Consider the following 24445-nt stretch of genomic DNA (forward strand, 5'->3'; position numbering starts at 1 on the left):
GTATAACTATCTCGGCGAAGCGGACGCGCTTAGCGCCGAACAGATGTGGGCGACGATTTGCTCACCTGCCGTGCCATCGCCGTAGATGTCAGTGTGTCCCTGCATCGACGCTCTCGTCGCCGCGTCGCTGAAGACTGCGCTCAGCCGCGGACGGACTTCAGCGGGAGTCAGCAGTTCGTTCACGCCTGCTTCGACGGTTTCTGGGCGTTCGGTGTTTGGCCGGACGGTGAGACACGGCACTTCGAGAATCGAGGCTTCTTCCTGAACGCCACCGGAGTCGGTGACGACGACGCGGGCGTTCGAGAGGAGTTTGAGAAAGTCGAGGTAGTCGAGTGGTTCGATGACCGTGAGCGACCGCTTTGGACCCTCGTCCCACGCCTCGATTTTCTCTGCGACGCGTGGATGGGCCGGGAGCAGGACAGGAAAGTCCACACCGTCGAGCGCGTCGAGGATGGTCCGGAGGCGCGCTTCAGTATCGGTGTTTCGCGGTCGGTGAATCGTGGCGACGGCGTAGGGTTCTTCGAGGTCGAGGTCGTCGAAAATTGTCGATTCACGGGCGGCGATTTGCACGTTGTTCTGGCAGGCATCGACTACTGTGTTCCCGGTCACGAACACGCCTTCGTCGATGCCTTCTGCGTGCAGATTGTCACGCGCCGTCGCTGTAGGTGCGAACAGCAGGTCGGAAACGTCATCTGCAATCTCGCGGTTTACCTCCTCTGGCATCTCCTGGTCGTCGCTTCGAATCCCCGCTTCGATGTGGGCGAAAAGCGGCTTGCGCTTGCTCGCCGCGAGCGCAGCGGCGAGAACGGCGTTCGTGTCTCCCTGTGCGAGGACGACGTCGGGTTCGTATGCGTCGATGAGAGCGTCAATCTCGGTGAGTCCGGTTGCTGTCTGGTCGGCGTGTCCACCGCTACCCACACCCAGATTCTCGGCTGGCTGCGGAAGGCCGAGGTTCTCGAAGAATACAGCACTCAACTCTGCGTCGTAATGCTGGTTTGTGTGGCAAACGGTCAGCGCTACTGCGTCGTTTTCCTCGGCTGCCCGAATGACCGGGGCCATCTTGATGATTTCAGGACGAGTACCGACGACGAAGAGGAATTGCCATCGGGGAGGGGTTTCTGTCACTACTCGTCCATGCTTGACGACCGAGTTATCTGTTTTGGCTGACGTATCGTCGAACCGCCACCTCGAAAAAAGCGAAGTGCTGTCTTAGACCGCACCCATGCCGCTGTTGCCGGTCCGCACCTGCAGTGCGTCCTCCACGGGGATGACGAAGATTTTCCCGTCGCCCGGTTCGCCCGTGTTCGCGGCGTTGCGAATCGCTTCGACGACCTCCGCGGCGGGCACGTCTGCGACGACGCACTCGATTTTCACCTTCTGGTGGAGGTCGACCGTGTACTCTTCACCGCGCCACTGGCTCTTCTTCGCGGGCTGGCTGCCCCGTCCGCTCACGTTCGTGACGGTAAGACTCGGGGCTCCGATTTCTGCGAGTGCTTTCTTCACTTCCGCGAGGCGGTCAGGGCGGATGATGGCCATGACCAGTTTGATGCCGCTGTTGCCGGCGGGGGTCACCCCACCGTCGGTGAGCATCGGTTCGTCCCCGATGTTGAATTCGGGGTACGTCTCGACGCCGTGTTCGGAGATGTCCAGTCCTTCGCGTTCGTGTTCCGGCGAGACGCGCGCCTGGCCGAAGGCTCTCGCGACGCCGAACACTGCCATCGTCGCGGCGACGGTCCAGCTGCCGATGACGACGACGCCGACGACCTGCGCGACCAGTTGGTCCATCGAGAAGCCGCCGACGGCGACAAACGGCAGCGCGATGGTTCCGAGAATCCCGGCAGAGCCGTGGACGGGGAACACCGCACACACGTCGTCGATTTTGAGCCGCTTCTCGACGAATTCGAAGACGATTGGCAGCTGAATCCCGGCGAGCAGGCCAACCGCGAGGCCGCCCCACCAGGTGATGCCGTCCGCGATGGCCGTGACGCCGACGAGGCCGGCGAGCAGGCCGTTGGCGACGTAGAGTGTGTCGACTTTGCCCGTCTTGTACATCGAGGCGAGGCCGGCACCCATCGCACCCGCAGCCATGCCGAGGGTGGTGATGACCGCCACGCGCCCGACGTAGGCGAAGTCACCGAGGGCGAGCGCGCCGTCTTCGACGGTGAGGACCGTCGCGGCTGTTCCGACGTTGAAGCCGTACCAGCCGAAGGCGAGGATGAGCGTCCCGAGTACCGCGAATACGAGCGAGTGGCCAGGGATGACGTTCACCGACCCATCTTCGTTGTACCGCGACATGCGGGGGCCGATGACCCACGCGGCGGTGAGGCCGGCGATACCGCCCATGCCGTGGACGATCATGCCGCCGGCGAAGTCAGAGAATCCCAGGGTGTCCAGGAACCCGCCGTCCCAGGTCAGGCCCGTGACGACCGGGTAGATGACCGCAGAGAGCAACACCGTGTACGCGAGGTAGGTGCGAAGGCGTGCCCGCCCGGCGACGGCCCCGCTCACGATGGTCGCGGCGGTCATGGCGAACACCGCGCCGAACAGCCAGTACACCCAGCCCGTCGAATCGAGCCCGGGAGTCGCGAAGATGTCTCCGACGGCGAAGGAGCCGCCACCCGTCAACCCACCCACGAAGGCCGAGACGCCCGCTCCCACGAGGAAGAAGACGCTCACGCCAATCGACCAGGTGAGAAGGTTCTTCGTCAACTGGTTTGCGACGTTCTTTGCCCGTACCTGCCCTGCCTCCAGCATCGCGAATCCCGCGTGCATGAAGAAGATGAGGAAGGTGACGATGAGCACCCACATCATGTTGATGCCCTCGACCAGCACTTCGAGGTCGCTCATTGCCACACCTCCACAGCATTTGCCCCCTCATTTGGCCGTTTGTCCACATCTGCGCGGTAATCCGCACGAATCGAATCCAATTTCACGGATAAGTGGGATGATAACCTACTATAAAAAACGATAGGTTGACAAACGAAACTTATAATTGAATATTATGGCCAATCGTACAAAATTGGTGATAATATTATCTGTAATAGGTTGTACTCTGTCCAGATTCTGGACGTTCGCCACGTTTATTTCGTGACGTATGTCAACCGCTCTCGTACAGGGTTCGCCCCAAAATCCGGCCTGCGCGTTCAGAGACGGTCTGCGAGGTCTTCGGCGAAGTAGGTGAGAATCAGGTCCGCGCCCGCCCGCTTTACCGACAGGAGCGATTCGTAGGCCACTTCTTCGAGATTCAGCCAGCCCTTCTCGGCGGCGGCGTGGAGCATCGCGTACTCGCCACTCACGTTGTAGGCGGCAATCGGATGGTCGAACTCGCGGCGCAGGTCCGTCACGATGTCGAGATAGGGGAGCGCGGGCTTCACCATCAACACGTCTGCGCCCTCGTCTGCGTCCAGTCGCGCCTCGCGCAGTGCCTCGCGCTTGTTCGCGGGGTCCATCTGGTAGTGTCGCCGGTCGCCGAAGGAGGGTGCGCCATCGGCAGCGTCGCGAAACGGCCCGTAGAAGGCGCTCTTGTACTTCGCCGAGTAAGCCATGATGGCCACGTCCGAGTGCCCGGCCTCGTCCAATCCCTGGCGAATCGCGCCGACCATCCCGTCCATCATCCCACTCGGCGCGACCATCTCCGCGCCGGCCTCGGCGTGCGAGACGGCGATTTTCTGTAACAGGGGTAGGGTCGCGTCGTTGTCCACCGTCATGTGCTGGTGGTCCGGCGCGCCGTCTTCGAGGGGGCCACAGTGGCCGTGGTCGGTGTACTCACAGAGACAGATGTCGGTCATGACGTAGGCGTCCGTCTCGGCGGTAATCCGCCGGGTGGCTTCCTGAATCACGCCGTCTTCGGCCCAGGCGCGAGAGCCCTGGGGGTCTTTCGACTCGGGGATACCGAACAGCATGACGGCTTGGACGCCCGTTTCGCGTACCTCCTCGACGCGGCTTACGACGTGGTCTATCGGCACGCGCTCGTGGCCGGGCATCGACTGAATCGAGACGCGCTCGTCGATGGTCGCATCGACGAACACGGGCGTGATGAGGTCGCTCGCAGAAAGCTCAGTTTCGCGGACGAGCGGGCGCACGCCGTCGGTTCGCAACCGGCGTGGGCGATGAGTGAGGTCCATGTGCGGACGTGGGTGAGGAATGCTAAAAGGGTTCTCGGAAATGACGGCAAATCTCGTAACGGCTTTCACCGGTCTCGTCAATCGTTCGATATGCCTGGCGACCCGTTTCTGTACGGCGACGGCGTGGTCCTCTGTGCCGTCGACGAAGACGACTTGCCGTTCCTGAATCGCAACATCAACAATCCGGCGGTGCGCCGCCCACTCACGTCCTCGATTCCGCGGACGATGACCGAGACGCGCCGCTATTTCGAGGAGGTCATCACGAAGGAGGAAGACGACTTCCACCTCCTCATCTGCACGCCCGAGGACCACACTCCAGTGGGAATGATTACGCTGTTCAAAGTTGCCCGCCGAGAGGGCCACGGCGAGCTCGCCATCTGGGTGGACCCCGAGTTCCACGGCAACGGCTACGGCACCGCCGCCGCCCGCTGCATCGTCGACTTCGCGTTCGACGAACAGCGCCTCCATCGCATTCAGGCCCGCGTCTTGGAGACGAACCCTGCCTCCCAGCGCATCTGGGAGAATCTCGGCTTCACCCACGAGGGCACCCACCGTGACGAAGAGTACGACGACGGCCAGTTCGTGGACATGTTGTACTACGGCCTGCTCGAAGACGAGTGGTAACACACCTCACTTTCAGTGAAATCGGTCTTTGACATTTCAACACCTATTACTGAACGAAACGGGAAGGTGTCAGCAATGCAACGTCGGGGGTTTCTCTCTTTGGTGGGTAGCGCGGTACTCGGTGGGTGCGTTGGCGGACGAACGACGACGCCGCCACCCGACCCGATCGCAGAGTTCACCGCCACCGCACCGTGGCCCATGGCGGGGTTCGACGCATCGGGAACCGGCCGGAACCCGACGACCGAACCGCTCCAAAATCAGGCCGAGGCCTGGAACCGTGACCTCTCCCCGCACGTCGCCGGGCCGGTTTCGGTCTCCGTGGTCACTGACGAAACGTCCGTGTTCACTGGTGCGCACTCGCGTGTGACGGCGTTCGCGGCCCGCGACGGAGACCACCGCTGGTCGTACGACTTCACCCACCGCACGGTTGCCGGCCTCGCCGTCGCGGACGACGCGCTCGTCGCGACCGCCACCGGACCGGCGGGTCCTGCTCTCGCGAAGTTCGACACCGAGTCGGGCGAGGTGCTGTGGAGCAGACTCCTCAACGCCGCCGCCCGCGGTCCGCCCGTCGTCACCGAAAACCGCATCTTCGTCCTCACTGCCGCACCCGACGGGGGGATTCGGTCGTTCAACCACGACGGGGAACTCCTGTGGGGAAAGAGCGTGGTCGCCCGAAACGAGGGCCCGCGACCCACCGTCGTCGGCGACTCGGTGTTCGTAAACGACGGCGGGGAGTTGCTCGCACTCGAGGCGAAAACCGGCGAGATTCGCTGGCGTAGACGGCTCGAATCGCCGCTCACCCAGCCGCCGGTCGCCACCGACTCGCGGGTGTACGCGACCACCGCGAGCGGCCTGAGCGCGTTCGACGTGGACAGCAACGTCGTTTGGGAACACACCCTCGGGGAGACTGTCGAACTGACCTGCCCCTGTGTCGCTGGCGAAACCGTCGCCGTCGCAGACGAACGCGGCCGGGTGACCGGACTCCACGCCGACGACGGCGACCTCTCGTGGCGTTCGCTGCTCTCTGGAAGCGTCACCTCGCCGCTCATCGCCGCAGACGAGACGGTCACGCTCGCGACCGAATCGGGCCTGCTCACGGCAATCGTAGACGGCTCGACGCGGTGGACGCGCGAACTCCCCCTTCGCGAGCGGTTCGACGCCCCGCTCCGCGTGACGCTCGTGCCCGCCCACGACCGGCTCTACGTCGCGCTCAACGACGGCTGGCTCTACGCGCTGGGTTAGGCAGCAAGGAGACGACTACTTGATCACGGCGAAGGCGTGTTTGTACGTGTTGAGCGTTCCCCCCGCCCGCACCCAGAGGGGCACGAGTGCCTCCAGATACCGCGCCGATTTGATGTCGCCCATGTCGAACGCCCCCGGCCAGCCGAGTTCCGAAAGCAACGCGTCGGTTTCTGCTTTCGCCGCCTCGTCGTTCCCGCAGATGAGCATCGGCGGCGTTTCGGCCTCGAACACGGGGTCTATCATCTGCGAGTTCGTGACCGTGTTGAAGCACTTCACGACGTGCGCGTCGGGGAGTTTTGCCTGAATTCGCTCGCCGAGTGAATCCTGTGCCCCAGTGAAGAGGTGCGGGGGCATTCCCTCTGAGAAATCGAGCGGGTTCGTCGCGTCGAGGACGAGTTTGCCCGCGAAGTGCGCCGGCCCGGCGAGGTCGAGGGCGTTCTCCGCGCCCTTCCCGTTCAACGCGAGCACCACGATGTCGCCGAATTCGGCGGCGTCCGCGAACGACCCAACCGACCCGCTGTCGCCCACGTCTTCGACCCATTCGGCGAGTTTCTCCGGGCTACGCGTTCCAAGTTTGACCTCGAAGCCGTGTTTTACGAACCCACGGCCGAGCGCCTGTCCGACGTCCCCGCTGCCGAGTATCCCCACTCGTTTCGCGTCCATACCGACAGAAGGCGGCGGCGGAGCAAAAGGATAGGTCTCAGTTCTCGAACCGGAAGTTCCCATCTCGCTGGACGACCTGTCCATCGACTTTGATTAACGAGTCCTCTCGCATGTCCACCAGCATGTCGGTGTGAACCACCGAATCGTTGTACTCGATTTCCGCGCCGACGCATTCCGCAAGCGCGTGGCCCACCGCGAGATGGACGGTCCCGCCCATCTTCTCGTCGAAGAGCATGTTCCCGGTAAAGCAGTCGATACCGCGGTTCATGCCGATACCGAGTTCGCCGACCCGTCGCGCCCCGTCGTCGGTTTCGAGCAGCGAGGCGAGGGCGGCTGCGTTCTTCGCCGCGCCGTGAGCGACGACGTCACCGCCCTCGAATTCGAGCCACGCCCCCTCCACCTCGCGGTCGTGGACGAGCACGGGAAAATCGAACCGGACGCGCCCCTCGACACTGTCGGGGACGGGAACCGTGGCCACCTCACCGCCCGGGAGGTTGTTCTTCCCGTGGTCGTTGAGCGCGTGGTTCCCCGCAATCGACATGGTGAGGTCCGTTTCCTCGCCTGCCCGGATACGGACCGTCTCGCCCACCTCCAACACTTCGGCCACCTTCTCCTGGCGCTCGCGCTGGGCCTCCCAGTCGCGGTTCACGGCGTTCCAGACGAACTCCTCGTACGCCGCAGTCGCCATCTCTGCCTGCTGTGCACTCGCCTTCGTGGGATACTGCGTGAGCACCCAGCGGGTGTCGAGGTACGCCTCACGCACCGCCGCGTCGGCCTGCGCCTTTCGCTGAGTCACCTCGGTGGGCACGTCGCTCTGTTCGAAGACGTTCCCGGGCGCGCGAATCAGAATCAGTACGTCCGCCGCCTCGAACTGGGCGCGCGTCATCTCGTCTTCGACGATGTCCGCCTGGTCGATGGCCCGCTTGTACGCTCGCTGGGCGCGATAACTCGCCAGTCGGGTGACGGTCGTCGCACCGCGCTTGCCGCACAACTCGGCGATGGCGACGACGAGGTCTTCGGATTCCGGCGTTCCGCTCACGATGACGTTGTCGCCGCGCTCGATTTCGGTGGCATGCGAGACGATGACTTCTGCGTGCGTTCTGATGCGGGGGTCCATACGAAACCTGCACCCGGACGCTCATTAAGCGACGGCCACGGGTGGAGTGAAAGTAAAAGTGAAACCTGTCGATTACCCTTCGAAGCCGTCTTCGAACCGGAACGTGCCGTTGCGCTGGACGACTTCGCCGTCAACCTTGATGAACGAGTCTTCGCTCATGTCTACAATCATGTCCGTGTGGACGACGGAGTCGTTGCGCTCGTTGCCCTCGCCGACGGTGTCGTCGTAGGCGCGGCCGACGGCCATGTGGACGGTGTCGCCCATCTTCTCGTCGAACAGCATGTTGTACGTGAACTGGTCGATGTCACGGTTCATGCCAATCCCTAACTCGCCGAGGCGACGTGCGCCGTCGTCGGTTTCGAGCAGGGCTTCGAGCATCTCCTCGTTCTTCTCGGCGGAGAACTCCACGACTTCGCCGCCTTCGAATTTGAGCCACGCGCCGTTGATTTCGCGTCCTTGCACCATCACCGGTTTGTCGAAGAGGACTTCGCCCTCGACCGAATCGGGGACGGGCGCGGTGAACACCTCGCCGCCGGGCATGTTGTGCTCGCCCCAGTCGTTGATGACGTGGTTGCCCGCGATGGACATGGACACGTCCGTCGTGTCGCCGGATTTGATGTGTACTTCGTCCGCACCGTCGAGGATTTCGACGAGTTGAGCCTGGTGTTCTTCGACGGCGGTCCAGTCCTTGTTGACCGCGCTCCAGACGAAGTCCTCGTAGGCGTCGGTGCTCATCTCTGCCTTCTGTGCGCCACCCTTCGTCGGGTACTGGGTGAGGTTCCAGCGTTTCTCCAGATATGCTTCCTGCAGGTCGCGGTTTTCTGCCGCTTTCTTCTGGTTCTTCTGGGGCGAGACGTCGCTTTGTTCGTTTACGTTCCCCTGTCCACGAATGGCGATGAACACGTCCGCGGCCTCGATTTCGGCGAGTGCCATCTCGTTGAGGTCGATGTCGTCCTCGTCTATAGCCCGCATGTACGCTCGCGTCGCCCGCTCTGAGGACATCTTCGATTGCACTGTCGCACCGATTTCGCCGCACAACTCGGCGATGGCGACGACGAGGTCCTCGGATTCCGGCGACCCGTTCACCACGACGTTGTCGCCTCGTTCGACGCCCGTGGAGTGCTCTACGATGACTTTTGCTTGCTCACGAATGCGAGGGTCCATGCTCTACACTCGGGGCAGCGTTCACTTAAAAACGGGCAGAACAACTTTTCTGTAAGCAATCGGACAACGGGAGTCGAATTGCGTCCGATAATTCCCGAAAAAGTTCCGCAAACAGCCTACAGATTCGCTTTATCCATCGCCCCAAGCGCCTCGACGACGAGCTCCGAGACGTCCACGATGTCGATGTCTTCCTCGTAGTCGCCGGTCTTGCGGCCGTCTTCGTACATCGTCATGCACATCGGGCAGGCGACGACGAACTTCTCGACGGCGCTGCCGGTTTCGGTGTCTTCGAGTGCTTCGCGGATGCGTTCCTCGCTCGGTTTCGACGTCTCCTCGAAGTCCATCCAGAGGCCGCCGCCGCCACCGCCACAGCAGAAGGAGTTGCTGCGGTTGCGGGGCATTTCGTCGAGCATGACGCCCGTCGCGCGGATGACCTCGCGGGGAGCCTCGTACTCGTCGTTGTACCGGCCGAGGTGACACGGGTCGTGGTACGTGACGGTGTAGTCGAGTTCGTTGCCGCGGAGGCCGAGTTTCCCGGAGGTGACGAGTTCTTCGACCACCTGCGTGTAGTGGTAGACCTCGCCGCCCCAGCCGAAGTCGGGGTACTCGTTTTTGAACGTGTTGTAGGAGTGGGGGTCCGTACAGACGACCTTCTCGAAGTCGCAGTCCTCGAAGGCGGCGATGTTGTCCTCGGTCAGCATCTCGTAGAGGCCTTCCTCGCCGACGCGGCGCACGTCGTTGCCGTCGTTTTGCTCGTCATCGTAGAGGATGCCGTAGGAGACGCCCGACTCGTGGAGGATAGTGGCGAGCGCGCGAGCGACGCGCTTGTTGCGCTCGTCGTAACTCGGGTAGTCGCCGACGTACCAGAGGTACTCGACCGACTCCTCGCGGGCGTCCGGAATCTCGAAGTCCAACTGGTCGGTCCAGTCTGCGCGCTTGCGCTGTGGGTCTCCGAAGGAGTTCCCGTTCGAGAAGATGTTCATCATCGCTTCCTGGACGTTCTCGTCCATCTGGCCGGACTCGGTGAGTCGGCGGTTCATCTCCGTAAACGAAGAGAGATGCTCGATTTCGACGGGGCAGGCGTCCATGCAGGCCATACACGCCATGCACGATTCCATCGTGTGGCTGTCGATGACGCTCGTCCCGCCGTCTGCGATGATTGGCATCTCTTCGGTGCGACCCGCGTCGAGGTCCTCGCGGTAGGTCTTCAGGTCGAGGATGACGTCACGGGGGTCGAGCGGTCGACCGGAGGCCTTCGCCGGGCAGACCGACGAACAGCGACCACACTTCGTACAGGCGTCCTGGTCGAGCAGTTGTTTCCACGAGAAGTCGTCGATGGAGGACGCGCCAATCTCGTCCGGGCTCGCATCTGCTGGAACGCCCGGAAGCCGCTTGCCGGCCAGCTCGTCGCGGGTGACGACGTTGGCGAAACTCGAAATCATGTGGAACGGTTTCGCGTACGGGACGGCGGCGACGAACGCGAGCGCGAGCAGGGCGTGGCTCCACCACGTCATCGGGTAGAGTGCGAGCGCCATCTCGGGCGTCACGCCCGCGAACTGGAGGACGTCGGCGACGAACCAGCCGACGAAACTCACGGTCTCGAACTCGGGGAAATCTTGGGCGAGGATGCGGACGCCTTCAGTGAGGTACCCGCCCACGCCGAGCAAGAACAGCGTCCAGATGAAGAGGTCGTCTTCCAGCGAGGTGTGTTTGCCCCAGAGACGGTCGGTGCGGACAGCGTAACGTCGGTAGAGCGCCATCCCGATGCCCACGACGAACAGGAAGCCGAGGGCGTCCATCACGAGCGAATACGAGAGGTAGAACTCGTTTACGAAGAACGAGGGCTGGCCGAGCGCCTTCGTCCAGATGTCCATGTCGATGGCGAGGATGGTGGTCCCGATGAGCAGCGTCAGGAAGCCCCACATGATGAACGCGTGCATCACCCCGCCGTAGAGGTCTCTGTTGAACTGTTTCTCGTTCGAACCGACGATTTTCACGGCGGACACGATGCGACTCGACAGGTCGTCGAGGCGCTCGAACCAGTCGTCCGTACCCCGTGAGTAGCGGGCGAAGCGGTCGTAGACGCCGTAGGTGAAGACGGCGATGACGACGGCCGCGAGGTAGTAGAACAGCACCTCACCGACGGGGCTGATCTGCCAGAACGTGGGCCGCGTCTGCGTCGCTCCTGCCTGCAGGAGGAAGGTCATATATAATCACCGTGGAACAATACGCGCTTAAATCTTGCCACCGACGCAAGCATCACGAGACTGCAGTCTGCGTAAATGAAAAACTAGATGTCCGTTTAGATGAGTGCTGTGGCCACCAGCCCACAGGCGGCGAGGAGCGGAACCGCGTCGAGTCGGGAAAACCGCAAGCGGGGAAGGGTGGGGTTCCACGCGAAACACCGCGCCTGCATGGCGAGCGAGAGTGTGTCCGCTCGGGAAAACGCCCGCGACAGTCCAGAGAGCGCGAGGATGCTCGCCCGTTCTGGAATGGAGCGTTCGGTTCCCAGCCGTGCCTGCATCGCCATTCGCATCCGGCGGACGTCGGCCAGCAATACCGGCAGAAACCGGAACACGAGCGAGACACCCATCCCGAGCACCTGTCCCGGTTTGCCGGGAATCACGCGCTGGATGGCCGCCCGCGAGGCGCGGGCCGGCGTCGTCCGGACGTACGTGGCCGCGACGAGGACGATGATAACCGCTCGATAACTTGCGAGTGCAGGGGGAACCGCCTCCGCGACTGAGAACCAGGGCGGTCCGAGCACGAGGCCTTCGAGAATCGGAGCCATGAGAAGCACCGCCAGCACGACGCGAAGTTCGCGGAGCGCGGTCCAGAGCGGCGTCGCGGCTACCCAGAGCGCGAGCAGCGCGACCAGCGAGAGCACGGCCAGCCCCCGCGGCGTCGTGTGGGCGAACGCGGCGACGGCGAACGCAATCTGGAACGCCAGTTTCGCCCGCGGGTCGAGACGGTGTGCGACTGACGAACCGGGTTCGTACGTCAGCATGGGGGTCTGACACCGAGTTCAGGAAGGTCATCGAGAACCTCCTGCGGCGTCCCGTCTAGGCCGATTTGGCCGTCACGCATCACCACCACGCGGTCGGCCAGTTCGAACACGTCGCGCAGGTCGTGGGTCACGACGATGATGCCGGTTCCGGCCTCCTGAAGCGCCCTGAGCCGCGAGAGTACGGACTGACGGGCAGGTTCGTCGAGGCCCGTAAACGGCTCGTCGAGGACGAGAAAGTCGGGTTCCATCGCGAGTGCGCCGGCGATGGCGACGCGCTCCTGTTCACCTCCAGAGAGGCGGTCGAGGCGTTCTGCCTCGCGACCGGCCATGTTGACCGCCCCAAGCGCAGTCTCGATTCGGCGGTCTATCTCCGCGTGGGAGAGGCCGAGATTTTCGGGGCCGAAGCGAACGTCTTCACCAATCGTCGCGGCGACGAAACAGTCGCGCGGGTCCTGAAACACCATTCCAACGGCCATGCGGGCTGCCACGAGGTCGTCCTGAACGGCTCGCCCGCTGACCTCGACGCAACCCTCGTCAGGTGTGAGCAGGCCGTTCAGGTGGCGAACAAGCGTCGTCTTGCCAGAGCCGTTCGGTCCGGCGAGGATACAGAACTCGCCGTCGTCGATGGCGAGTGAGACGCCGGCTACAGCAGCGACGCCCTCGTATCGGTGGACGAGACCGCTGACCGAAATCATGCCGCGACGAGGCGGTCGCTCCTGACGATTGCCACCGCGGCAGCGATTTTCAGGAGTTCACCGGGAATGAACACGAGCGCACCGGCGGTCAGCGCCGCCATCGGTCCGAGGTTCGCGATGAGGATGAGCCCGAGAACGCCGAGGCCGTAGATGACCACTGTCCCGACCAGCAGTCCGGTGACGATGCGTGGAACCGGCAGTTTTTGGGCTGGCTTGACTTCGAGCCCGCCGTGGGCGATGAAGCCAATGACGATGGCTGCGAACAGGTACGACCAGAGATAGCCCGCTGTGCTGCCAAAGAGGTGCCCGATGCCCGCCGCGCCCCCCTGGAACACCGGCGCACCGACCGCGCCAGCGAGTAGATAGAACGCAATCGAGATACCGCCCCAGACGGGGCCGAGCAGGAGACCGGCGAGGAAGATGCCGAGCACCTGCATCGAAAACGGCACTGTCGAGAACGGAATCGGGAACGAAATGTACGCGAACGCCCCCGTCAGCGCGGCCATGAGTGCCGCCCGCGCTACGTTCAACACCACTTCGTCGCCAACGAGGTCGACGTCGCCCGTATCGACGCTCATTCACCGTCACCCGGTTTGCTAACTGCTGTCATCACGTGATTCCTTTCCGTCAACCACAGTTAATGCTTCGGTTGACGACCTCAATCAGCAACAGCTATTTACCTTCACGGGGTCTCAGATTCCCGATATCGCAGCCATGGACGAAAAAACAGAATCCCTCCGAAACCTCTTCCTCGAAGTCGCCGGGGACGCGACGGTTACCGAACAACAGGAGGAGGGGCGCGGGTCGCTCACGCCCAAACAGAGCGTCGACGAGCGCCTGCGCGCGGTCATCGCGAAGATGCGCGACCGCTACGAGTTCACCACCGACCTCTCGGACGGTGACCTCGCCGCGCTCGTCAACGCCTACTACGACGAGGTGAAAGACGCCACCATCGCAAAACAACTCGACGTGTCGCCCGCCACCGTCTTCCGCGCTCGCATGGATCTCCACCTCATTCGTGAACGCGACCTCGACGCCTCCTTCGAGGTGGACGCCCTCCGAGCGGCGCTCTCCGACGGTAAATCGGTCGCCACCATCGCCGACGAACTCGACATCGCCGAATCCACCGTGCGCCGCCACCGCCGCATCATCGAAACGCAGGCGGCAATCCGCCGCGTCAGCCAGCGGTTCGTGAGCGAGTTCGAAGAAATCCTCGACGCGACCGGTTCCTCGATGACGAAATCCGCCCGCGAAACTGGGCTGGAGGACGCCACCGAAGGAATGGAGTCGAACGTCTCGTTCTAGCACCTTTTTGCTTCGGGGGGGATCGCTTCGCGACCCCGCTTGCAAAAACGTGCGCGAAAAAGGCCGAACTCGCGGTTGGAGAGTTCGGGTGCCGCGCTGGACAACCTCCCAACCGCAACGCACTGCACTGCAACCGCAACGCACTGCACCGCAACCGCACAGCATCGCAACCGCAACCGCCCTGAACTTTATATATCAACCCGGGACCAGAGCGACCCGTGCCGACGTTCCGAGACCTCGCCATCGCCGCCTACTGCCCACGACAACTGTACTACGAGCGCCGCGAAGACGACCGGTCGCCGCCGCCTGAGGTAGCGCAGAAACGCCAACTCGCGTTCGAGTACCCGAGGCTGCTCGACGCGGAGACGCTTCCCGATGAAATCGAGGTGACGCCCACACAGTTTCGGACGAATCTCAACTGCGCTCGCGCCAAATTCGACCGGTTCGAGGAGTTGGCCGACCCACCGACAGAAATGGCTCTGCTCTCCGGAAAAGACGCCCGCGGCATCGCGCACAAAGTGCTCACTGACCCACCAATCCCGTCGCTCGTCTTCACCGGGTCGCCGCCGGATTCGGGCGTCTGGTATCCACAGACCGTCCACGCAGTCGCCGCCGCGAAGGCACTCTCGTGGGAGCGCGAGACGCCGGTCGAACGGACTTTCGTCGAGTATCCCACTCACGGCATCGTCCGCGAGGTACGACTCACGACGCGCAGAAAAGCCGCCTACCGAACCGCACTTCGGGCGGTCAGGGAGCTCGACGGCCCACCACCGCGACTCAAAAACAGCGACAAGTGCGGAGCGTGTGACTTTCGCACGAAATGCGGGGTGAAAACGCGCTCGTTGCGCTCACTCCTCTCGTAGCCACGCTTCGATGTCGTCTGCGAGCGTGCCACGGCGGTGGATGACGCCCGCTTCCACGTCCACCACGGTGCTCTCGGTGCCTCGGGTCTCGCCGTCGTCGAGGACGACCGCCACCGCGTCACGCAAGTCGGGGCCGATGTCGGTGACGACGTGTGCACTCGGTTGGCCGCTCACGTTCGCGCTCGTCGCCGTGACCGGTTCGACTTCGCGAAGCAGCGCGAGCGCCACGTCGTGGTCGGGAATCCGGATACCCACTCGGTCGAGGCCGCCGGTGAGTTCGTCCGGCACGGCTGGTTTCCGTTCGACGATGACCGTCACCGGGCCCGGCAGGAACTCGTCCATGAACCGACGTTCGCGGTCGGTCGGGTTCGTGTACGTGAGTGCCGTCTCTACGTCGGGCACGCCGAGCGAGAGCGGTTTGTCCCGACTGCGCCCCTTCAGCGCGAAGACCCGCTCGATTGCCTCGGGGTCGAGTGCGTCCGCGCCGAGTCCGTACACCGTCTCCGTCGGGAAGATGACGGCGTCGCCCGCACGAATCGCCCGGGCGGCCCGTCGAATGTTGGCTTCGTCGACGGCCATCGTTCAGTTCGAGATGGCGTCTTCGACGGCGTCGTAGTCGGGGAACTCCGGCCACTCGGATGCGACCCACGCGAAGTCGATGGTGCCGTCTTCGTCGATGCGGAAGATGGCCGGGCGCGGCTCCTCGATGCCCGTCATGCCGTCTAAGTCGTTCACGATGCCGTAGGCTTCAGCCACGTCGTTCGCCGGGTCCGAAAAGAGCGGGTAATCCATCCCGCGTTCGGCGATGAACGTCTTGTGCTCGTACGGCGAGGAGATGGAGAGGCCGACGACCTGCAGGTAGTCGCCCCACGCGCGGTCACGAATTTCGTTCCAGATGTACGTCGAAGGGAACGCGCCGTCCATCGTGTGAAAGACCAGCAGGACGGGACCGTCTTCGAGCAGCTCGGAGAGCGCTACGTCCTCCCAGAACTCCTCGTTTACGAGCGGTCGGGTGAAGTCAGGGGCCTCGTCGCCCACGTCCACGTGGTCCGTTTCGGGCAGGTCCACGACGTCGAAGTCCACCATCAGGCAGCCTCCTCGCCGTAGACGCGGTCGAGATACGCGACGATGTTCGCGCTTTCGGACATCGTGACGCCCGTGTTCTCGTCGACGATAGCGGGGACGGTTCGCTTCCCGCTGATGCGTTTTACCACGTTTCGCTCAGCGTGCATCGCTTCGACGAACCGCGAGTCGTATTCTACGTCGTACTCCTGTAACTTGCGCACCACGCGCTCGCAGTACGGACAGGCCTGCAAGCGGTACAGCGTTATCGCCGATTCTGACTCCGACATACCCGGTCGTTAGGAGGTCACGGAAAAGAGCGCTTCGCTCATCCGTGGTATGACAACTCTTAATCCCGCACCCCTGCAATAGCGACACGTTAATGGGTATATCTGCGGCTACGGTGCCAGTCGTCGCATCTGCGATCGGACCTCTCGACGTCGGGGTGTTCGGGTTACAGATGTCAGATGGGACCTTCATCGGTCTCGGCGTCGTAGCAATCATCGGGCTCATCGCGCTGTCGGCATTCTTCTCCTCGTCGGAGATTGCAATGTTCTCGCTCGCGGCCCACCGTGTGGACTCGCTGGTCGAAGACGGCGCATCAGGCGCAGCCGTCCTCAAAGACCTGAAAGACGACCCGCACCGGCTGTTAGTGACGATTCTGGTTGGGAACAACATCGCCAACATCGCCATGTCCTCGATCGCGACGGGGCTGCTGGCGCTGCTTGGTTTCTCGGGCGGCGAGTCGGTTCTCATCGCCACCTTCGGCATCACCGCGCTCGTGTTGCTGTTCGGCGAGAGCGCACCAAAATCCTACGCGGTGGAGAACACGGAGAGTTGGGCGCTCAGAATCGCCCGTCCGCTCAAACTCTCGGAGTACATCTTGCTGCCGCTCGTCGTCACCTTCGACTACCTCACCAGATTGGTGAACAAGGTGACCGGTGGGCGCTCTTCGATCGAGACGTCCTACATTACCCGTCAGGAGATTCAGGACCTGCTCGAAACCGGCGAGCGAGAGGGGGTACTGGAGGAAGAAGAACACGAGATGCTCCAGCGCATCTTTCGGTTCAACAGCACCATCGTAAAGGAGGTCATGACGCCGCGCCTCGACATCACGGCGGTGCCGATGCACGCGGGCCTCGAAGAGGCAATCGAGACGTGTGTCCAGAGCGGCCACGCCCGCATCCCGGTGTACGAGGGCGGCCTCGACAACATCGTCGGCGTGGTCCACATCCGCGACCTCGTCCGTGACCTGAACTACGGCGAGGGCGGTGAGAACCTCACGCTCGAAGACCTGCTCGAACCTGTCTTGCACGTCCCCGAGTCGAAGAACGTAGACGACCTGCTCGCGGAGATGCGCAAAGAGCGCATGCACATGGTCATCGTCATCGATGAGTTCGGGACCACCGAGGGGCTCGCGACGACCGAGGACATGACCGAAGAAATCGTCGGCGAAATCTTAGAGAGCGAAGAGGAGGAGCCAATCGAGTTCGTCGACGATACCACCGCGCTCGTCCGCGGCGAGGTCAACATCGACGAGGTGAACGACGCCCTCGACATCGACCTTCCCGAAGGCGAGGAGTTCGAGACCATCGCCGGCTTCATCTTCAACCGCGTCGGCCGCCTCGTCGAGGAGGGCGAGGTCATCACCTACGATGGCGTCCGGATTCAGGTCGAGAAGGTGGAGAACACGCGCATCATGAAAGCTCGCGTCTCCATCACACCCGAGGAAGAACGCGAGGAAACCGACCCAGAAGAAGTCTCCTCATAGGAGGCTCGCGGCCTGAAAGAGGCCAAAGCCCGCGGCCAGCGCGAGGACGAGCGACCCGACCCACGCGAGGACGGTGTACACCATCTTTTTGCGACTGACGCCGGCGTTCTGTGCTGCGTAGCCGCTGCCGATGATGGCGCTCACGATGATTTCGTTGAACGAAACGGGGACGCCGAGGAACACGGCGACCTGCGCGATGGCGAACGAGGGGATGAGCGCCGCGATGGAACGGCGCGGCCCGAGCGAGGAGTAGTCCTGTGCGAGCGCCTTTATCATGCGCGGAGCGCCGGTCCAACTGCCAAGCAGGAGGCCGAGGCCGCCGCCGACGAGCGTCGCGGTGAGAGGGATGGTGTAGGGTTCGAGCAACGGGAGCATCGGGCCGATGGCGAGGCCGACCTGACTCCCGCCTGCGGAGAAGGCGACGAGTGCGCCGAGAGCGAGCAGGAAGTGGCGCTGGCCCCGCTCTTTGTTTCCGCGGATGTCCCGAGCGAGCAGGAGGCCGACGACGAGCGCGACGGCCAGCGACGCGAGGATGTGGACGAGTGGCACGCCGAACACCGGCGGACTCGGCGTTTGCTGGGCGAGCAGTCCAGCGAACGAATTGGCGAATCCGGGCGGCCCGAACACGGCGAACTCGACGTTCGCGAGGATGAGGCCGATGAGGCCGGCGAGAACCGGCACCGCCACCTCCTCTCTCACGTTCGGATTGCGGAGCAGTCGCGCGGTGGCGTAGGCCGTCCCGCCGCCGACGAAGGGGACGAGCACCCAGAGCGTGACGATTTGTTCGTACTTGGCCCAGGCTGGATTGCCGCCTGCGGCGAGGCCGACGCCGACGACCGCACCGGTCACGGTGAACGCAGTGGCGATGGGGTAGCCGGCGAACACGCCGATTGCGACCAGCGTGGCGGCGGTCAACAGGGCGACGGTCGCCGCGAGTGGCGAGAGCGAGACGCCCGTGATGAGTTCGCGACCAACGGCTTCGGAGACGTTCGCCCCCTGTAACACCGCCCCGGCGAGGCCGAGGAGGCCGACGATGAACCCGGCGCGCATGACGGAAATCGCATTGGCTCCGACGGCGGGCGCGAAGGGCGTCGACCCGGAAGACCCGGCACCAATCGCCCACGCCATGAAGAAACTCGCGCCGCCGGCGACAAGAACCGTCAAGAGTGTCCCTGCATCGACCATCTGGGCAGGCCTACAGGTGGTGTCCGTATTAGCCTACCGTTCGCGACAGGTCAGAGACGCTTTGCCATCCGCCGACAGTCGAGTTCGACGCCGCCGGTGGTCTCGTGGACGACGCCACCCTCGTCGCGGTACCCCTTCGCCTCGTAGAACGGGACTGCGTTGAGCGACGCAGAGAGGGTCACCGCGTCGAAGCCAGCCTCGCGGGCGAGGGTTTCGAGCCGGGCGAGCAGGGCGTTGCCGACGCCGCGTCTCAGGTAGTCCCCGTGGACGTACACGGCCTCTATCTCCCGTGATTCCGTGTTGAGATGGCCAAACCCTACGACGGTTTCGTCCACTTCGGCGACGAGATACTCCTGTCCGGCTTCGCCAATCGCGTAGCCCTCGGGGCCATGGTCTCTGGTCGCCCAGGCTTCGACCTGCGCCGACGAGTAGGAGTGCGGGCCGTCGCCAAAGATGGCGGCCTGGTGGACGTCGAGGATTCGTGCTGCGTCCTCTCGACGTGCCCGCCGAACGTGAACCATGGCTCACTATTCGTGCAACGGGTGGAAAAATAGGTGTGGTGCGACAGGTCGCTCAGTTCGTCGTCGAACGCGAGCGCCCCTCCGATTCGGGGGCTTCGACGCCCTCTGCGGCTTCGACCGTCTCGGTTTCCTTCTCGATGTCGATGTGCCACCGGTCGATGGTGTCCTCGTACTCGCCGAGCAGCGTGGAGACGTCCTGTTTCAACGCGTCGTCGTTGACGTTCACCTCGAAGACGAACGTCTCCTCTTTTTCGAAGCGGGCAACTTGCTGGAGGTTCGCGCTCACGAGTTCGTTGTCGAAATAATACGGCGCGAGTTGGGTCATGACCTTGCGGTAGACGGCGTCCTCGACCTTGCGGATGGCCTTCCGCCCGGCGGAATCGGCGGCGCGCGCGACGTAGTCGATAGATTCGTTCCACCGGCCCATCGCCTCGTCCGGGTCGTCCAGTTTCTCGTAGGACTCGGCGAGTTTCTCACCCGCCGTCCGGATGTCGTCGTTCGGATTTTTGCCCGCTTTCTCGCCCCGGCCCTCGCCGATGGAGGCCTGTTTTGCGGTCTTCTGGCTCACGTCTTCGTCGAGTCGTTCGTGGCTTTTGGGTCGCCACTCGTCCCAGGCGTCGAATGCGTCACCCTCCACCCCGAGGTCGCGAAGCGCGCGCGTGATGCGCTCGCCGTGTTCGACGATGTCCCCCCACGACCCCCGACGTTTGAATCCGGAGATACTCTCTTCCATCGCTTAGAACAGGCCTTAGGCTGGTCAGTATATTAACGTCACCCCTGATTCAGCAACCCACTTATTTTCCGTAGGTCAGGCGCGTCGCGAGGTCGTCGAGTCGAGCCTTGAATCCAGCGAGCCACGCACTTGGCGAGAGCGCGCGCAACTCCGCGTCGTCGACTTCGATTCGCGCGCCGGCGAAGGGGTCTGTCCGTGCCGCGTCGTCTCCGTCCGCGGCCGTCGAGACGACCGAACTCATCGCGCATCGGCCACACGCTTCGCTCCTGTCACTGTCCATGGCGTAGGTGGAAGCATTCGGGAACTGCCGTGTTAAGTGTTGTCTCCCGACGACCCGACGGATTTTTCACCGGTTCATCCTGTCTCCTTTCGTATGGAGCGATTGGGCAACGCACGACACACGGGTAGGGCCACATGAGCGAGGCCGAACCTCCCGACATCCCGACGTGGGACGACGACTACTACGACGACGTCGCGAAGCGGCTCATGTACAACTACGACCTGGAGCGCGACTATCGGGCGGGCGGCGAGTCGTTCGACCTCTACGGCAAACTCGACATCGACGTCCACAAGCAGTTTCTCACCTCGGCGCTCTCCTACGGCCACCAGGAATCGACCGAACACCTGTTCGCCCGCCGCGAGTCGTCAGTGTCGGTGGCCAGCCTCGAACGCCTCGTCGAACTGGGTCACGACCTCGCAGACGAGTGGATCGAACCCGACGAACGCCACTTCGGAACGGACTTCGTCTTCGTCGTGGTCGCCCCCGAGATTCCGGACGAGGTTCGAAGCTACGTTTCCTCGTTCAGCGACCGCACGCTCATCAAGTACGGCTACCACGGCCAGTACCAGTTGCACCTCGTCGTCGTCGCCCCCGAGGCGGAGGACATCGTCCAGAGCAAGGAGGCGGACGTGTCGCTCGCGTTCGCACTGTGGGAGTCACTCGAATCGCGCAAAAAGCGTGGAGTCGTGGGCCGACTCCGGTCGTTGTTCGGTCGCTAGTCGTCGGTCACTTCGCCACCGTCCGCTGCGACGCGGCCGGTGGCAGAACTACGGACGTTCTTGATGTTCTTGTAGCCCATGAGCGCAATCGATATCGCCAGATAGGCGAGCACGAGCGAGATGAGCGACTGCATCCCGAAGGATACCATCTGGAACGTTCCGTCGGCAGAGAGCATCGAGGTTGGGGCCCGATACAGGCCAATCCACAGCAGCGCCGTGAGCGTCACGCCGAGCATGATGACCATCGGCGCGCCGGTACTGAACAGCTGTTTCTTGTCGTCCCAGTTAGCCAGCCACAGGGTCGCTGCGAGCAGCGCGAGCGCGGCGAGCGTCTGGTTCGCGCCACCGAACAGCGGCCAGAGGCTCGACCACGTCCCACTCGAGACGAGCACGTAGCCACCGACACACTGGATACCGGCGTTGACGTAGCGGTTCGTCGCCGTCTTCTCGACCGAGGTTTCGGGGACGCCGACGATTTCGTCGAACATGTAGCGTCCGAGACGGACCGCAGTGTCCGTACTCGTGAGCAGGAAGCTCACGAACACGAGGCCGATGAAGGCCATGCCGATGGCGACGGGGATGCCGAAGCCAGCGGCGAGCATGACCGCACCGCCGGTCGGGAAGTTGGCGAGTGCCCCGACCAGTCCCGAGTCACCGAGGAACGCCGTCGAAGCGACCAGCGAGAGGGCGGCGACGGCCGTCGTCGCGAGCAGTCCCTCGCCGAGCATCGCGCCGTAGCCGATGGCGCGGGCGTCTTTTTCGTTGTTGAGCTGTTTCGCGGTCGTGCCCGAGGAGACCAGCGCGTGGAAGCCCGAAATCGTCCCACACGCGATGGTCACGAACAGGAATGGGAAGATTGGCCCGAGGACGGGACTCACGAAGCCTTTGAACGCAGACATGCGCGTTTCGAGCGTCGTGAACGTCAGTTCCGAGCCGCCCGAGCTGATGGTGACGGGGTCAAAGCCGAGGACGGTGGCGACGATGACGCCGAGCAGCATCCCGCCGACGCCGGTGTAGAGCAGGCTCGACGTGAGGAAGTCACGGGGCTGGAGCAGCACCCAGACCGGCAGGACGCTCGCCACGAATCCATAGATGACGACCACAGGGACCCAGGCGGCGACGTTCGCGCCGAGGTCGGATTGGGCGAGCGGGAGCCAACTCCAGGCTTCTGGACTGCCGAGCAGGACGATTGCACCAGCGTCAGCACCGCCGACGAGCATGATTGGATACTGGATGCCGACCCAGACACCGCCGAACACCATCGCGATGAAGGCGATTGCGCCGGGCAGGAACGGCAAATTGAGCTGGTACAAGTAAATCCCGAACACGATGGCGAGGCCGATGTAAATCAGACTCGCGGTGGCCGAGGAGGGGAACGCGTTGAACACCACGGCCACCACGAGTGCGAACACCGCGATGACGAGGATGATGGTGAGAAACGCGAACCACAGCAGCATGTTCTTCCCCCGCTCGCCGACGTACTCGCCGATGATGTACCCGATTGACTTTCCGTCGTGGCGGAGACTGGCCGACAGCGACATGAAGTCGTGGACCGCGCCGAACAGCGGATTCCCGATGGCAATCCAGAGAATCGCTGGGAGCCATCCGAACGCTGCGCCGGCGGTGATTGGCCCGACAATCGGTGCGCCGCCCGCGATACTCGAATAGTGATGCCCGAGGAGGACGGGCTTTTTGGAGGGAACGTACTCCTGGCCGTCCTCGTATTGGTGCGCTGGCGTGTCGGTCGACTCATCCAGTTCGACGAACTGGGCGAGGTAGCGCGAATACGCGAGATACCCCACCGTGAACGTAATGAGTGACAAAACCACCAGCACGGCAACTTGTACCATGTTTGTAAGCCTCACAACTGTGTGTGGGAAACACACACTTAAACATTAGGAAAGTTGACGGACTAATGATGGAAAAATAAGGTATGTCTGACGGCTGAGACGGCTGATTATTCCACCCTCACTGCAGATGTTAATCTATCTGAAATATGTCTGCGGGAGATATTCTTGCCGGAACCACAAACTCACCGCGCCGCTGGTTCGTCCGTCACGGCGATGTCGAGGTCGACCGCGACGGCCGCGAGCAGGTCGCCCTTGATTTCAGAAATTCGGGTTTCGAGTTCGGCGACGACCGGCTGGTCGTAGGCGTCTTTCGCCTCCTGCAGACGGGTGCGCTCGGTTTCGACGCGGTCTCTGAGGAATCGTGCGCCCCGCCCCGATTCGTCCGGGTCTGGCTCCGGCGTCAGTCGGTTTGCGACGAGACCAGCGACCCACAGCCCCTTCTCTTCTAGGCCCTCGATGGCCCGGCCCGTCTCCCGAACCGAAAGCTGGTCGGGATTAAAAACGAGGTAGAATGCCGCCTCCTCGCGGAGCGTTTCTCCCGCGAATTCGAACATTTCCTTTCGCTGTTGCAGGCGGTCGATGATGGGGTCGCCGTCCATCATTCGGCGGGGTTCGTTGTTGCCGATGGCGGCGCGTTCGAACAGTTTCACGCTCTGCTTTCGTTTGAGCAGGAGGCGCTGAATCCAGCCTTCGAGGAAGTCTGGCAGCGAGAGGAGTCTGAGCGTCCCGCCGGTTGGTGAGGTGTCGAAGACGACCCGGTCGTACTCGTCTGCGTTTCGCATCACGTCCACGAAGCGGTCGAAGAGGGCGGCTTCGTACGCCCCCGGTGTCTGGTGGGCCATCTCGATTTGCCGGTCGATCTGGTTGACCATCGAGGCGCTCACCTGGTCGCCGAGAGCGCGTTTCGTCTCCATGAGGTGGCGCGAGACCTCCTCTTCCGGGTCGATTTCCATCGCCCAGAGGTTGGCTATTCCGTCGACTGCCTGTGCGTCGTCGGTGAACGCCTGGTCGAATACGTCCTGTGTCGAGTGGGCGGGGTCAGTAGAGACGAGCAGCGTGTTCAACCCGGCGTCGGCGCACTTGTAGGCGTACGCGGCGGAGACGGTGGTCTTGCCGACGCCGCCCTTGCCGCCGAAGAAGACGAATTTGCGCATGGTCAGAAGTGATACTGTTCGCCCTTGCGTTCGAGAATCGAGCCGCGATTCCACATTCGGCGTTCCCACGCCTCGAACTCATTCTCCAAGTACGGCAGGAGTTCTGCGGTATAGTAGGAGATGGGACTCGGAATCCCAAAGGCGTCGGGGAAACACGCGAGCATGAAGTCGTCCTCTACGTCCTCCGCTTCCTTTTCGATGAGTTCGTAGGCGGGGTGGCTGATCATCCCGTGGTACAGCCCGGCCAGCCACTCTTCGAGGACGGCCCGGAACTCGGCGATGCGCTCTGCGAGTGTCATCTGTTCTCAACCACCTGTTCTGCCACATAAAACTGTGTCGTCCCGTCCGATTGGCACCCTGACACAC

At 63.1% G+C, this 24445-nt stretch carries 26 protein-coding genes; 6 read left to right on the forward strand and 20 right to left on the reverse strand.

Annotation, left to right across the window (positions count from 1 at the left end; all coding sequences use genetic code 11):
* Positions 1–6: 6 nt before the first annotated feature.
* The 3 genes from wecB to hemB all read right to left on the reverse strand — a co-directional run bounded on the left by wecB (position 7) and on the right by hemB (position 4124).
* The gene (gene wecB / locus P1M51_RS15390) at positions 7–1125 is read right to left on the reverse strand and encodes a non-hydrolyzing UDP-N-acetylglucosamine 2-epimerase (protein ID WP_276246051.1); all 1119 of its coding nucleotides are present in this window, start codon (positions 1123–1125) and stop codon (positions 7–9) included.
* An 84-nt stretch (positions 1126–1209) separates the two neighbouring features.
* Positions 1210–2847: an ammonium transporter gene (locus P1M51_RS15395; protein ID WP_276246052.1), complete on the reverse strand. Its 1638-nt coding sequence runs from the start codon at positions 2845–2847 to the stop codon at positions 1210–1212.
* Positions 2848–3143: 296 nt separating this feature from the next.
* Positions 3144–4124 (reverse strand): porphobilinogen synthase, encoded by a 981-nt coding sequence (hemB, locus tag P1M51_RS15400; protein WP_276246053.1) that lies wholly within the window; start codon positions 4122–4124, stop codon positions 3144–3146.
* 90 nt (positions 4125–4214) lie between these two features.
* Here hemB and P1M51_RS15405 point away from each other — a divergent pair, with 90 nt between their 5' ends.
* Entirely contained in the window at positions 4215–4748 is a 534-nt protein-coding gene (locus tag P1M51_RS15405) for a GNAT family N-acetyltransferase (RefSeq protein WP_276246054.1), read from the forward strand.
* Positions 4749–4850: 102 nt separating this feature from the next.
* The gene (locus P1M51_RS15410) at positions 4851–5990 is read left to right on the forward strand and encodes a PQQ-binding-like beta-propeller repeat protein (RefSeq protein WP_276274679.1); all 1140 of its coding nucleotides are present in this window, start codon (positions 4851–4853) and stop codon (positions 5988–5990) included.
* 15 nt (positions 5991–6005) lie between these two features.
* Here P1M51_RS15410 and P1M51_RS15415 read toward each other — a convergent pair whose 3' ends face one another.
* The 7 genes from P1M51_RS15415 to P1M51_RS15445 form a co-directional block, all read right to left on the reverse strand.
* Positions 6006–6653 carry an NADPH-dependent F420 reductase gene (locus P1M51_RS15415; RefSeq protein ID WP_276246056.1) on the reverse strand — a complete coding sequence of 216 codons (648 nt, stop codon included), beginning with the start codon at positions 6651–6653 and terminating at the stop codon, positions 6006–6008.
* A gap of 37 nt (positions 6654–6690) precedes the next feature.
* Positions 6691–7770: an aminopeptidase gene (locus tag P1M51_RS15420; protein WP_276274680.1), complete on the reverse strand. Its 1080-nt coding sequence runs from the start codon at positions 7768–7770 to the stop codon at positions 6691–6693.
* A gap of 72 nt (positions 7771–7842) precedes the next feature.
* On the reverse strand, positions 7843–8934 hold the full coding sequence (locus P1M51_RS15425) for an aminopeptidase (RefSeq protein WP_276246057.1): 1092 nt from the start codon (positions 8932–8934) through the stop codon (positions 7843–7845).
* A gap of 116 nt (positions 8935–9050) precedes the next feature.
* Positions 9051–11141 carry a (Fe-S)-binding protein gene (locus P1M51_RS15430; RefSeq protein ID WP_276274681.1) on the reverse strand — a complete coding sequence of 697 codons (2091 nt, stop codon included), beginning with the start codon at positions 11139–11141 and terminating at the stop codon, positions 9051–9053.
* A 95-nt stretch (positions 11142–11236) separates the two neighbouring features.
* Positions 11237–11941, reverse strand: a complete 705-nt coding sequence (locus P1M51_RS15435) for an energy-coupling factor transporter transmembrane protein EcfT (RefSeq protein WP_276246059.1) — start codon at positions 11939–11941, stop codon at positions 11237–11239.
* Positions 11935–12636 carry an energy-coupling factor ABC transporter ATP-binding protein gene (locus P1M51_RS15440; protein WP_276274682.1) on the reverse strand — a complete coding sequence of 234 codons (702 nt, stop codon included), beginning with the start codon at positions 12634–12636 and terminating at the stop codon, positions 11935–11937. Before P1M51_RS15440 ends, P1M51_RS15435 begins: the two co-directional genes overlap by 7 nt.
* Positions 12633–13214 carry a biotin transporter BioY gene (locus P1M51_RS15445; RefSeq protein ID WP_276246061.1) on the reverse strand — a complete coding sequence of 194 codons (582 nt, stop codon included), beginning with the start codon at positions 13212–13214 and terminating at the stop codon, positions 12633–12635. Before P1M51_RS15445 ends, P1M51_RS15440 begins: the two co-directional genes overlap by 4 nt.
* A gap of 136 nt (positions 13215–13350) precedes the next feature.
* On the opposite strand from P1M51_RS15445, the gene P1M51_RS15450 reads away from it, so the two are divergent.
* Both P1M51_RS15450 and P1M51_RS15455 read left to right on the forward strand, forming a co-directional pair.
* Positions 13351–13941: a LuxR C-terminal-related transcriptional regulator gene (locus P1M51_RS15450; RefSeq protein WP_276246062.1), complete on the forward strand. Its 591-nt coding sequence runs from the start codon at positions 13351–13353 to the stop codon at positions 13939–13941.
* A 218-nt stretch (positions 13942–14159) separates the two neighbouring features.
* Entirely contained in the window at positions 14160–14804 is a 645-nt protein-coding gene (locus tag P1M51_RS15455; RefSeq protein WP_276246063.1) for a hypothetical protein, read from the forward strand.
* On the opposite strand, the gene P1M51_RS15460 is transcribed toward P1M51_RS15455, so the two are convergent.
* From P1M51_RS15460 to P1M51_RS15470, 3 genes are read right to left on the reverse strand one after another with little or no spacing between them, the layout of a single operon-like run.
* Positions 14790–15383: an L-threonylcarbamoyladenylate synthase gene (locus tag P1M51_RS15460; RefSeq protein ID WP_276246064.1), complete on the reverse strand. Its 594-nt coding sequence runs from the start codon at positions 15381–15383 to the stop codon at positions 14790–14792. The two genes, P1M51_RS15455 and P1M51_RS15460, sit on opposite strands and share 15 nt — an antisense overlap.
* Positions 15384–15386: 3 nt before the next feature.
* Positions 15387–15890 carry a redoxin domain-containing protein gene (locus P1M51_RS15465; protein ID WP_369685071.1) on the reverse strand — a complete coding sequence of 168 codons (504 nt, stop codon included), beginning with the start codon at positions 15888–15890 and terminating at the stop codon, positions 15387–15389.
* A complete protein-coding gene (locus tag P1M51_RS15470) occupies positions 15890–16156 on the reverse strand; it encodes a glutaredoxin domain-containing protein (RefSeq protein ID WP_276246065.1) in 267 nt (88 codons plus the stop codon). Before P1M51_RS15470 ends, P1M51_RS15465 begins: the two co-directional genes overlap by 1 nt.
* Before the next feature lie 170 nt (positions 16157–16326).
* Here P1M51_RS15470 and P1M51_RS15475 point away from each other — a divergent pair, with 170 nt between their 5' ends.
* Positions 16327–17637: a hemolysin family protein gene (locus tag P1M51_RS15475; RefSeq protein WP_276246066.1), complete on the forward strand. Its 1311-nt coding sequence runs from the start codon at positions 16327–16329 to the stop codon at positions 17635–17637.
* Here P1M51_RS15475 and P1M51_RS15480 read toward each other — a convergent pair.
* The 4 genes from P1M51_RS15480 to P1M51_RS15495 form a co-directional block, all read right to left on the reverse strand.
* A complete protein-coding gene (locus tag P1M51_RS15480; RefSeq protein ID WP_276246067.1) occupies positions 17632–18822 on the reverse strand; it encodes an inorganic phosphate transporter in 1191 nt (396 codons plus the stop codon). The genes P1M51_RS15475 and P1M51_RS15480 overlap by 6 nt on opposite strands.
* 50 nt (positions 18823–18872) lie before the next feature.
* On the reverse strand, positions 18873–19343 hold the full coding sequence (locus P1M51_RS15485; RefSeq protein WP_276246068.1) for a GNAT family N-acetyltransferase: 471 nt from the start codon (positions 19341–19343) through the stop codon (positions 18873–18875).
* Between the two features lie 52 nt (positions 19344–19395).
* A complete protein-coding gene (locus P1M51_RS15490) occupies positions 19396–20076 on the reverse strand; it encodes a DUF5828 family protein (RefSeq protein WP_276246069.1) in 681 nt (226 codons plus the stop codon).
* A gap of 61 nt (positions 20077–20137) precedes the next feature.
* On the reverse strand, positions 20138–20356 hold the full coding sequence (locus P1M51_RS15495) for a hypothetical protein (protein ID WP_369685072.1): 219 nt from the start codon (positions 20354–20356) through the stop codon (positions 20138–20140).
* Between the two features lie 134 nt (positions 20357–20490).
* Between P1M51_RS15495 and P1M51_RS15500 the strand changes: the two genes are divergently transcribed.
* Positions 20491–21075, forward strand: a complete 585-nt coding sequence (locus tag P1M51_RS15500) for a hypothetical protein (RefSeq protein ID WP_276246071.1) — start codon at positions 20491–20493, stop codon at positions 21073–21075.
* Here P1M51_RS15500 and P1M51_RS15505 read toward each other — a convergent pair.
* The 3 genes from P1M51_RS15505 to P1M51_RS15515 form a co-directional block, all read right to left on the reverse strand.
* Positions 21072–22925 carry a carbon starvation protein A gene (locus tag P1M51_RS15505; RefSeq protein ID WP_276246072.1) on the reverse strand — a complete coding sequence of 618 codons (1854 nt, stop codon included), beginning with the start codon at positions 22923–22925 and terminating at the stop codon, positions 21072–21074. The genes P1M51_RS15500 and P1M51_RS15505 overlap by 4 nt on opposite strands.
* Positions 22926–23107: 182 nt before the next feature.
* Positions 23108–24079 (reverse strand): ArsA family ATPase, encoded by a 972-nt coding sequence (locus P1M51_RS15510; RefSeq protein WP_276246073.1) that lies wholly within the window; start codon positions 24077–24079, stop codon positions 23108–23110.
* 2 nt (positions 24080–24081) lie between these two features.
* Complete coding sequence (locus P1M51_RS15515) at positions 24082–24378, reverse strand: hypothetical protein (protein ID WP_276246074.1); 297 nt, start codon at positions 24376–24378, stop codon at positions 24082–24084.
* Between the last annotated feature and the right edge of the window lie 67 nt (positions 24379–24445).

Origin of the sequence: Haladaptatus sp. QDMS2, assembly GCF_029338295.1 — an archaeon.
Taxonomy (GTDB): domain Archaea; phylum Halobacteriota; class Halobacteria; order Halobacteriales; family Halococcaceae; genus QDMS2.

Bases quoted from the DNA above. Each gene is read 5' to 3' on its own strand.
- P1M51_RS15490 (WP_276246069.1), bottom strand. From the start codon at position 20,076: ATGGAAGAGAGTATCTCCGGATTCAAACGTCGGGGGTCGTGGGGGGAC.
- P1M51_RS15510 (WP_276246073.1), bottom strand. From the start codon at position 24,079: ATGCGCAAATTCGTCTTCTTCGGCGGCAAGGGCGGCGTCGGCAAGACC.
- P1M51_RS15465 (WP_369685071.1), bottom strand. From the start codon at position 15,890: ATGGTGGACTTCGACGTCGTGGACCTGCCCGAAACGGACCACGTGGAC.
- P1M51_RS15415 (WP_276246056.1), bottom strand. From the start codon at position 6,653: ATGGACGCGAAACGAGTGGGGATACTCGGCAGCGGGGACGTCGGACAG.
- P1M51_RS15395 (WP_276246052.1), bottom strand. From the start codon at position 2,847: ATGAGCGACCTCGAAGTGCTGGTCGAGGGCATCAACATGATGTGGGTG.
- P1M51_RS15495 (WP_369685072.1), bottom strand. From the start codon at position 20,356: ATGGACAGTGACAGGAGCGAAGCGTGTGGCCGATGCGCGATGAGTTCG.
- P1M51_RS15505 (WP_276246072.1), bottom strand. From the start codon at position 22,925: ATGGTACAAGTTGCCGTGCTGGTGGTTTTGTCACTCATTACGTTCACG.
- P1M51_RS15470 (WP_276246065.1), bottom strand. From the start codon at position 16,156: ATGTCGGAGTCAGAATCGGCGATAACGCTGTACCGCTTGCAGGCCTGT.
- P1M51_RS15480 (WP_276246067.1), bottom strand. From the start codon at position 18,822: ATGGTCGATGCAGGGACACTCTTGACGGTTCTTGTCGCCGGCGGCGCG.
- P1M51_RS15450 (WP_276246062.1), top strand. From the start codon at position 13,351: ATGGACGAAAAAACAGAATCCCTCCGAAACCTCTTCCTCGAAGTCGCC.
- P1M51_RS15500 (WP_276246071.1), top strand. From the start codon at position 20,491: ATGAGCGAGGCCGAACCTCCCGACATCCCGACGTGGGACGACGACTAC.
- P1M51_RS15405 (WP_276246054.1), top strand. From the start codon at position 4,215: ATGCCTGGCGACCCGTTTCTGTACGGCGACGGCGTGGTCCTCTGTGCC.
- P1M51_RS15435 (WP_276246059.1), bottom strand. From the start codon at position 11,941: ATGCTGACGTACGAACCCGGTTCGTCAGTCGCACACCGTCTCGACCCG.
- P1M51_RS15460 (WP_276246064.1), bottom strand. From the start codon at position 15,383: ATGGCCGTCGACGAAGCCAACATTCGACGGGCCGCCCGGGCGATTCGT.
- P1M51_RS15440 (WP_276274682.1), bottom strand. From the start codon at position 12,636: ATGATTTCGGTCAGCGGTCTCGTCCACCGATACGAGGGCGTCGCTGCT.
- P1M51_RS15420 (WP_276274680.1), bottom strand. From the start codon at position 7,770: ATGGACCCCCGCATCAGAACGCACGCAGAAGTCATCGTCTCGCATGCC.
- P1M51_RS15485 (WP_276246068.1), bottom strand. From the start codon at position 19,343: ATGGTTCACGTTCGGCGGGCACGTCGAGAGGACGCAGCACGAATCCTC.
- P1M51_RS15430 (WP_276274681.1), bottom strand. From the start codon at position 11,141: ATGACCTTCCTCCTGCAGGCAGGAGCGACGCAGACGCGGCCCACGTTC.
- P1M51_RS15475 (WP_276246066.1), top strand. From the start codon at position 16,327: ATGTCAGATGGGACCTTCATCGGTCTCGGCGTCGTAGCAATCATCGGG.
- P1M51_RS15425 (WP_276246057.1), bottom strand. From the start codon at position 8,934: ATGGACCCTCGCATTCGTGAGCAAGCAAAAGTCATCGTAGAGCACTCC.
- P1M51_RS15445 (WP_276246061.1), bottom strand. From the start codon at position 13,214: ATGAGCGTCGATACGGGCGACGTCGACCTCGTTGGCGACGAAGTGGTG.
- P1M51_RS15515 (WP_276246074.1), bottom strand. From the start codon at position 24,378: ATGACACTCGCAGAGCGCATCGCCGAGTTCCGGGCCGTCCTCGAAGAG.
- hemB (WP_276246053.1), bottom strand. From the start codon at position 4,124: ATGGACCTCACTCATCGCCCACGCCGGTTGCGAACCGACGGCGTGCGC.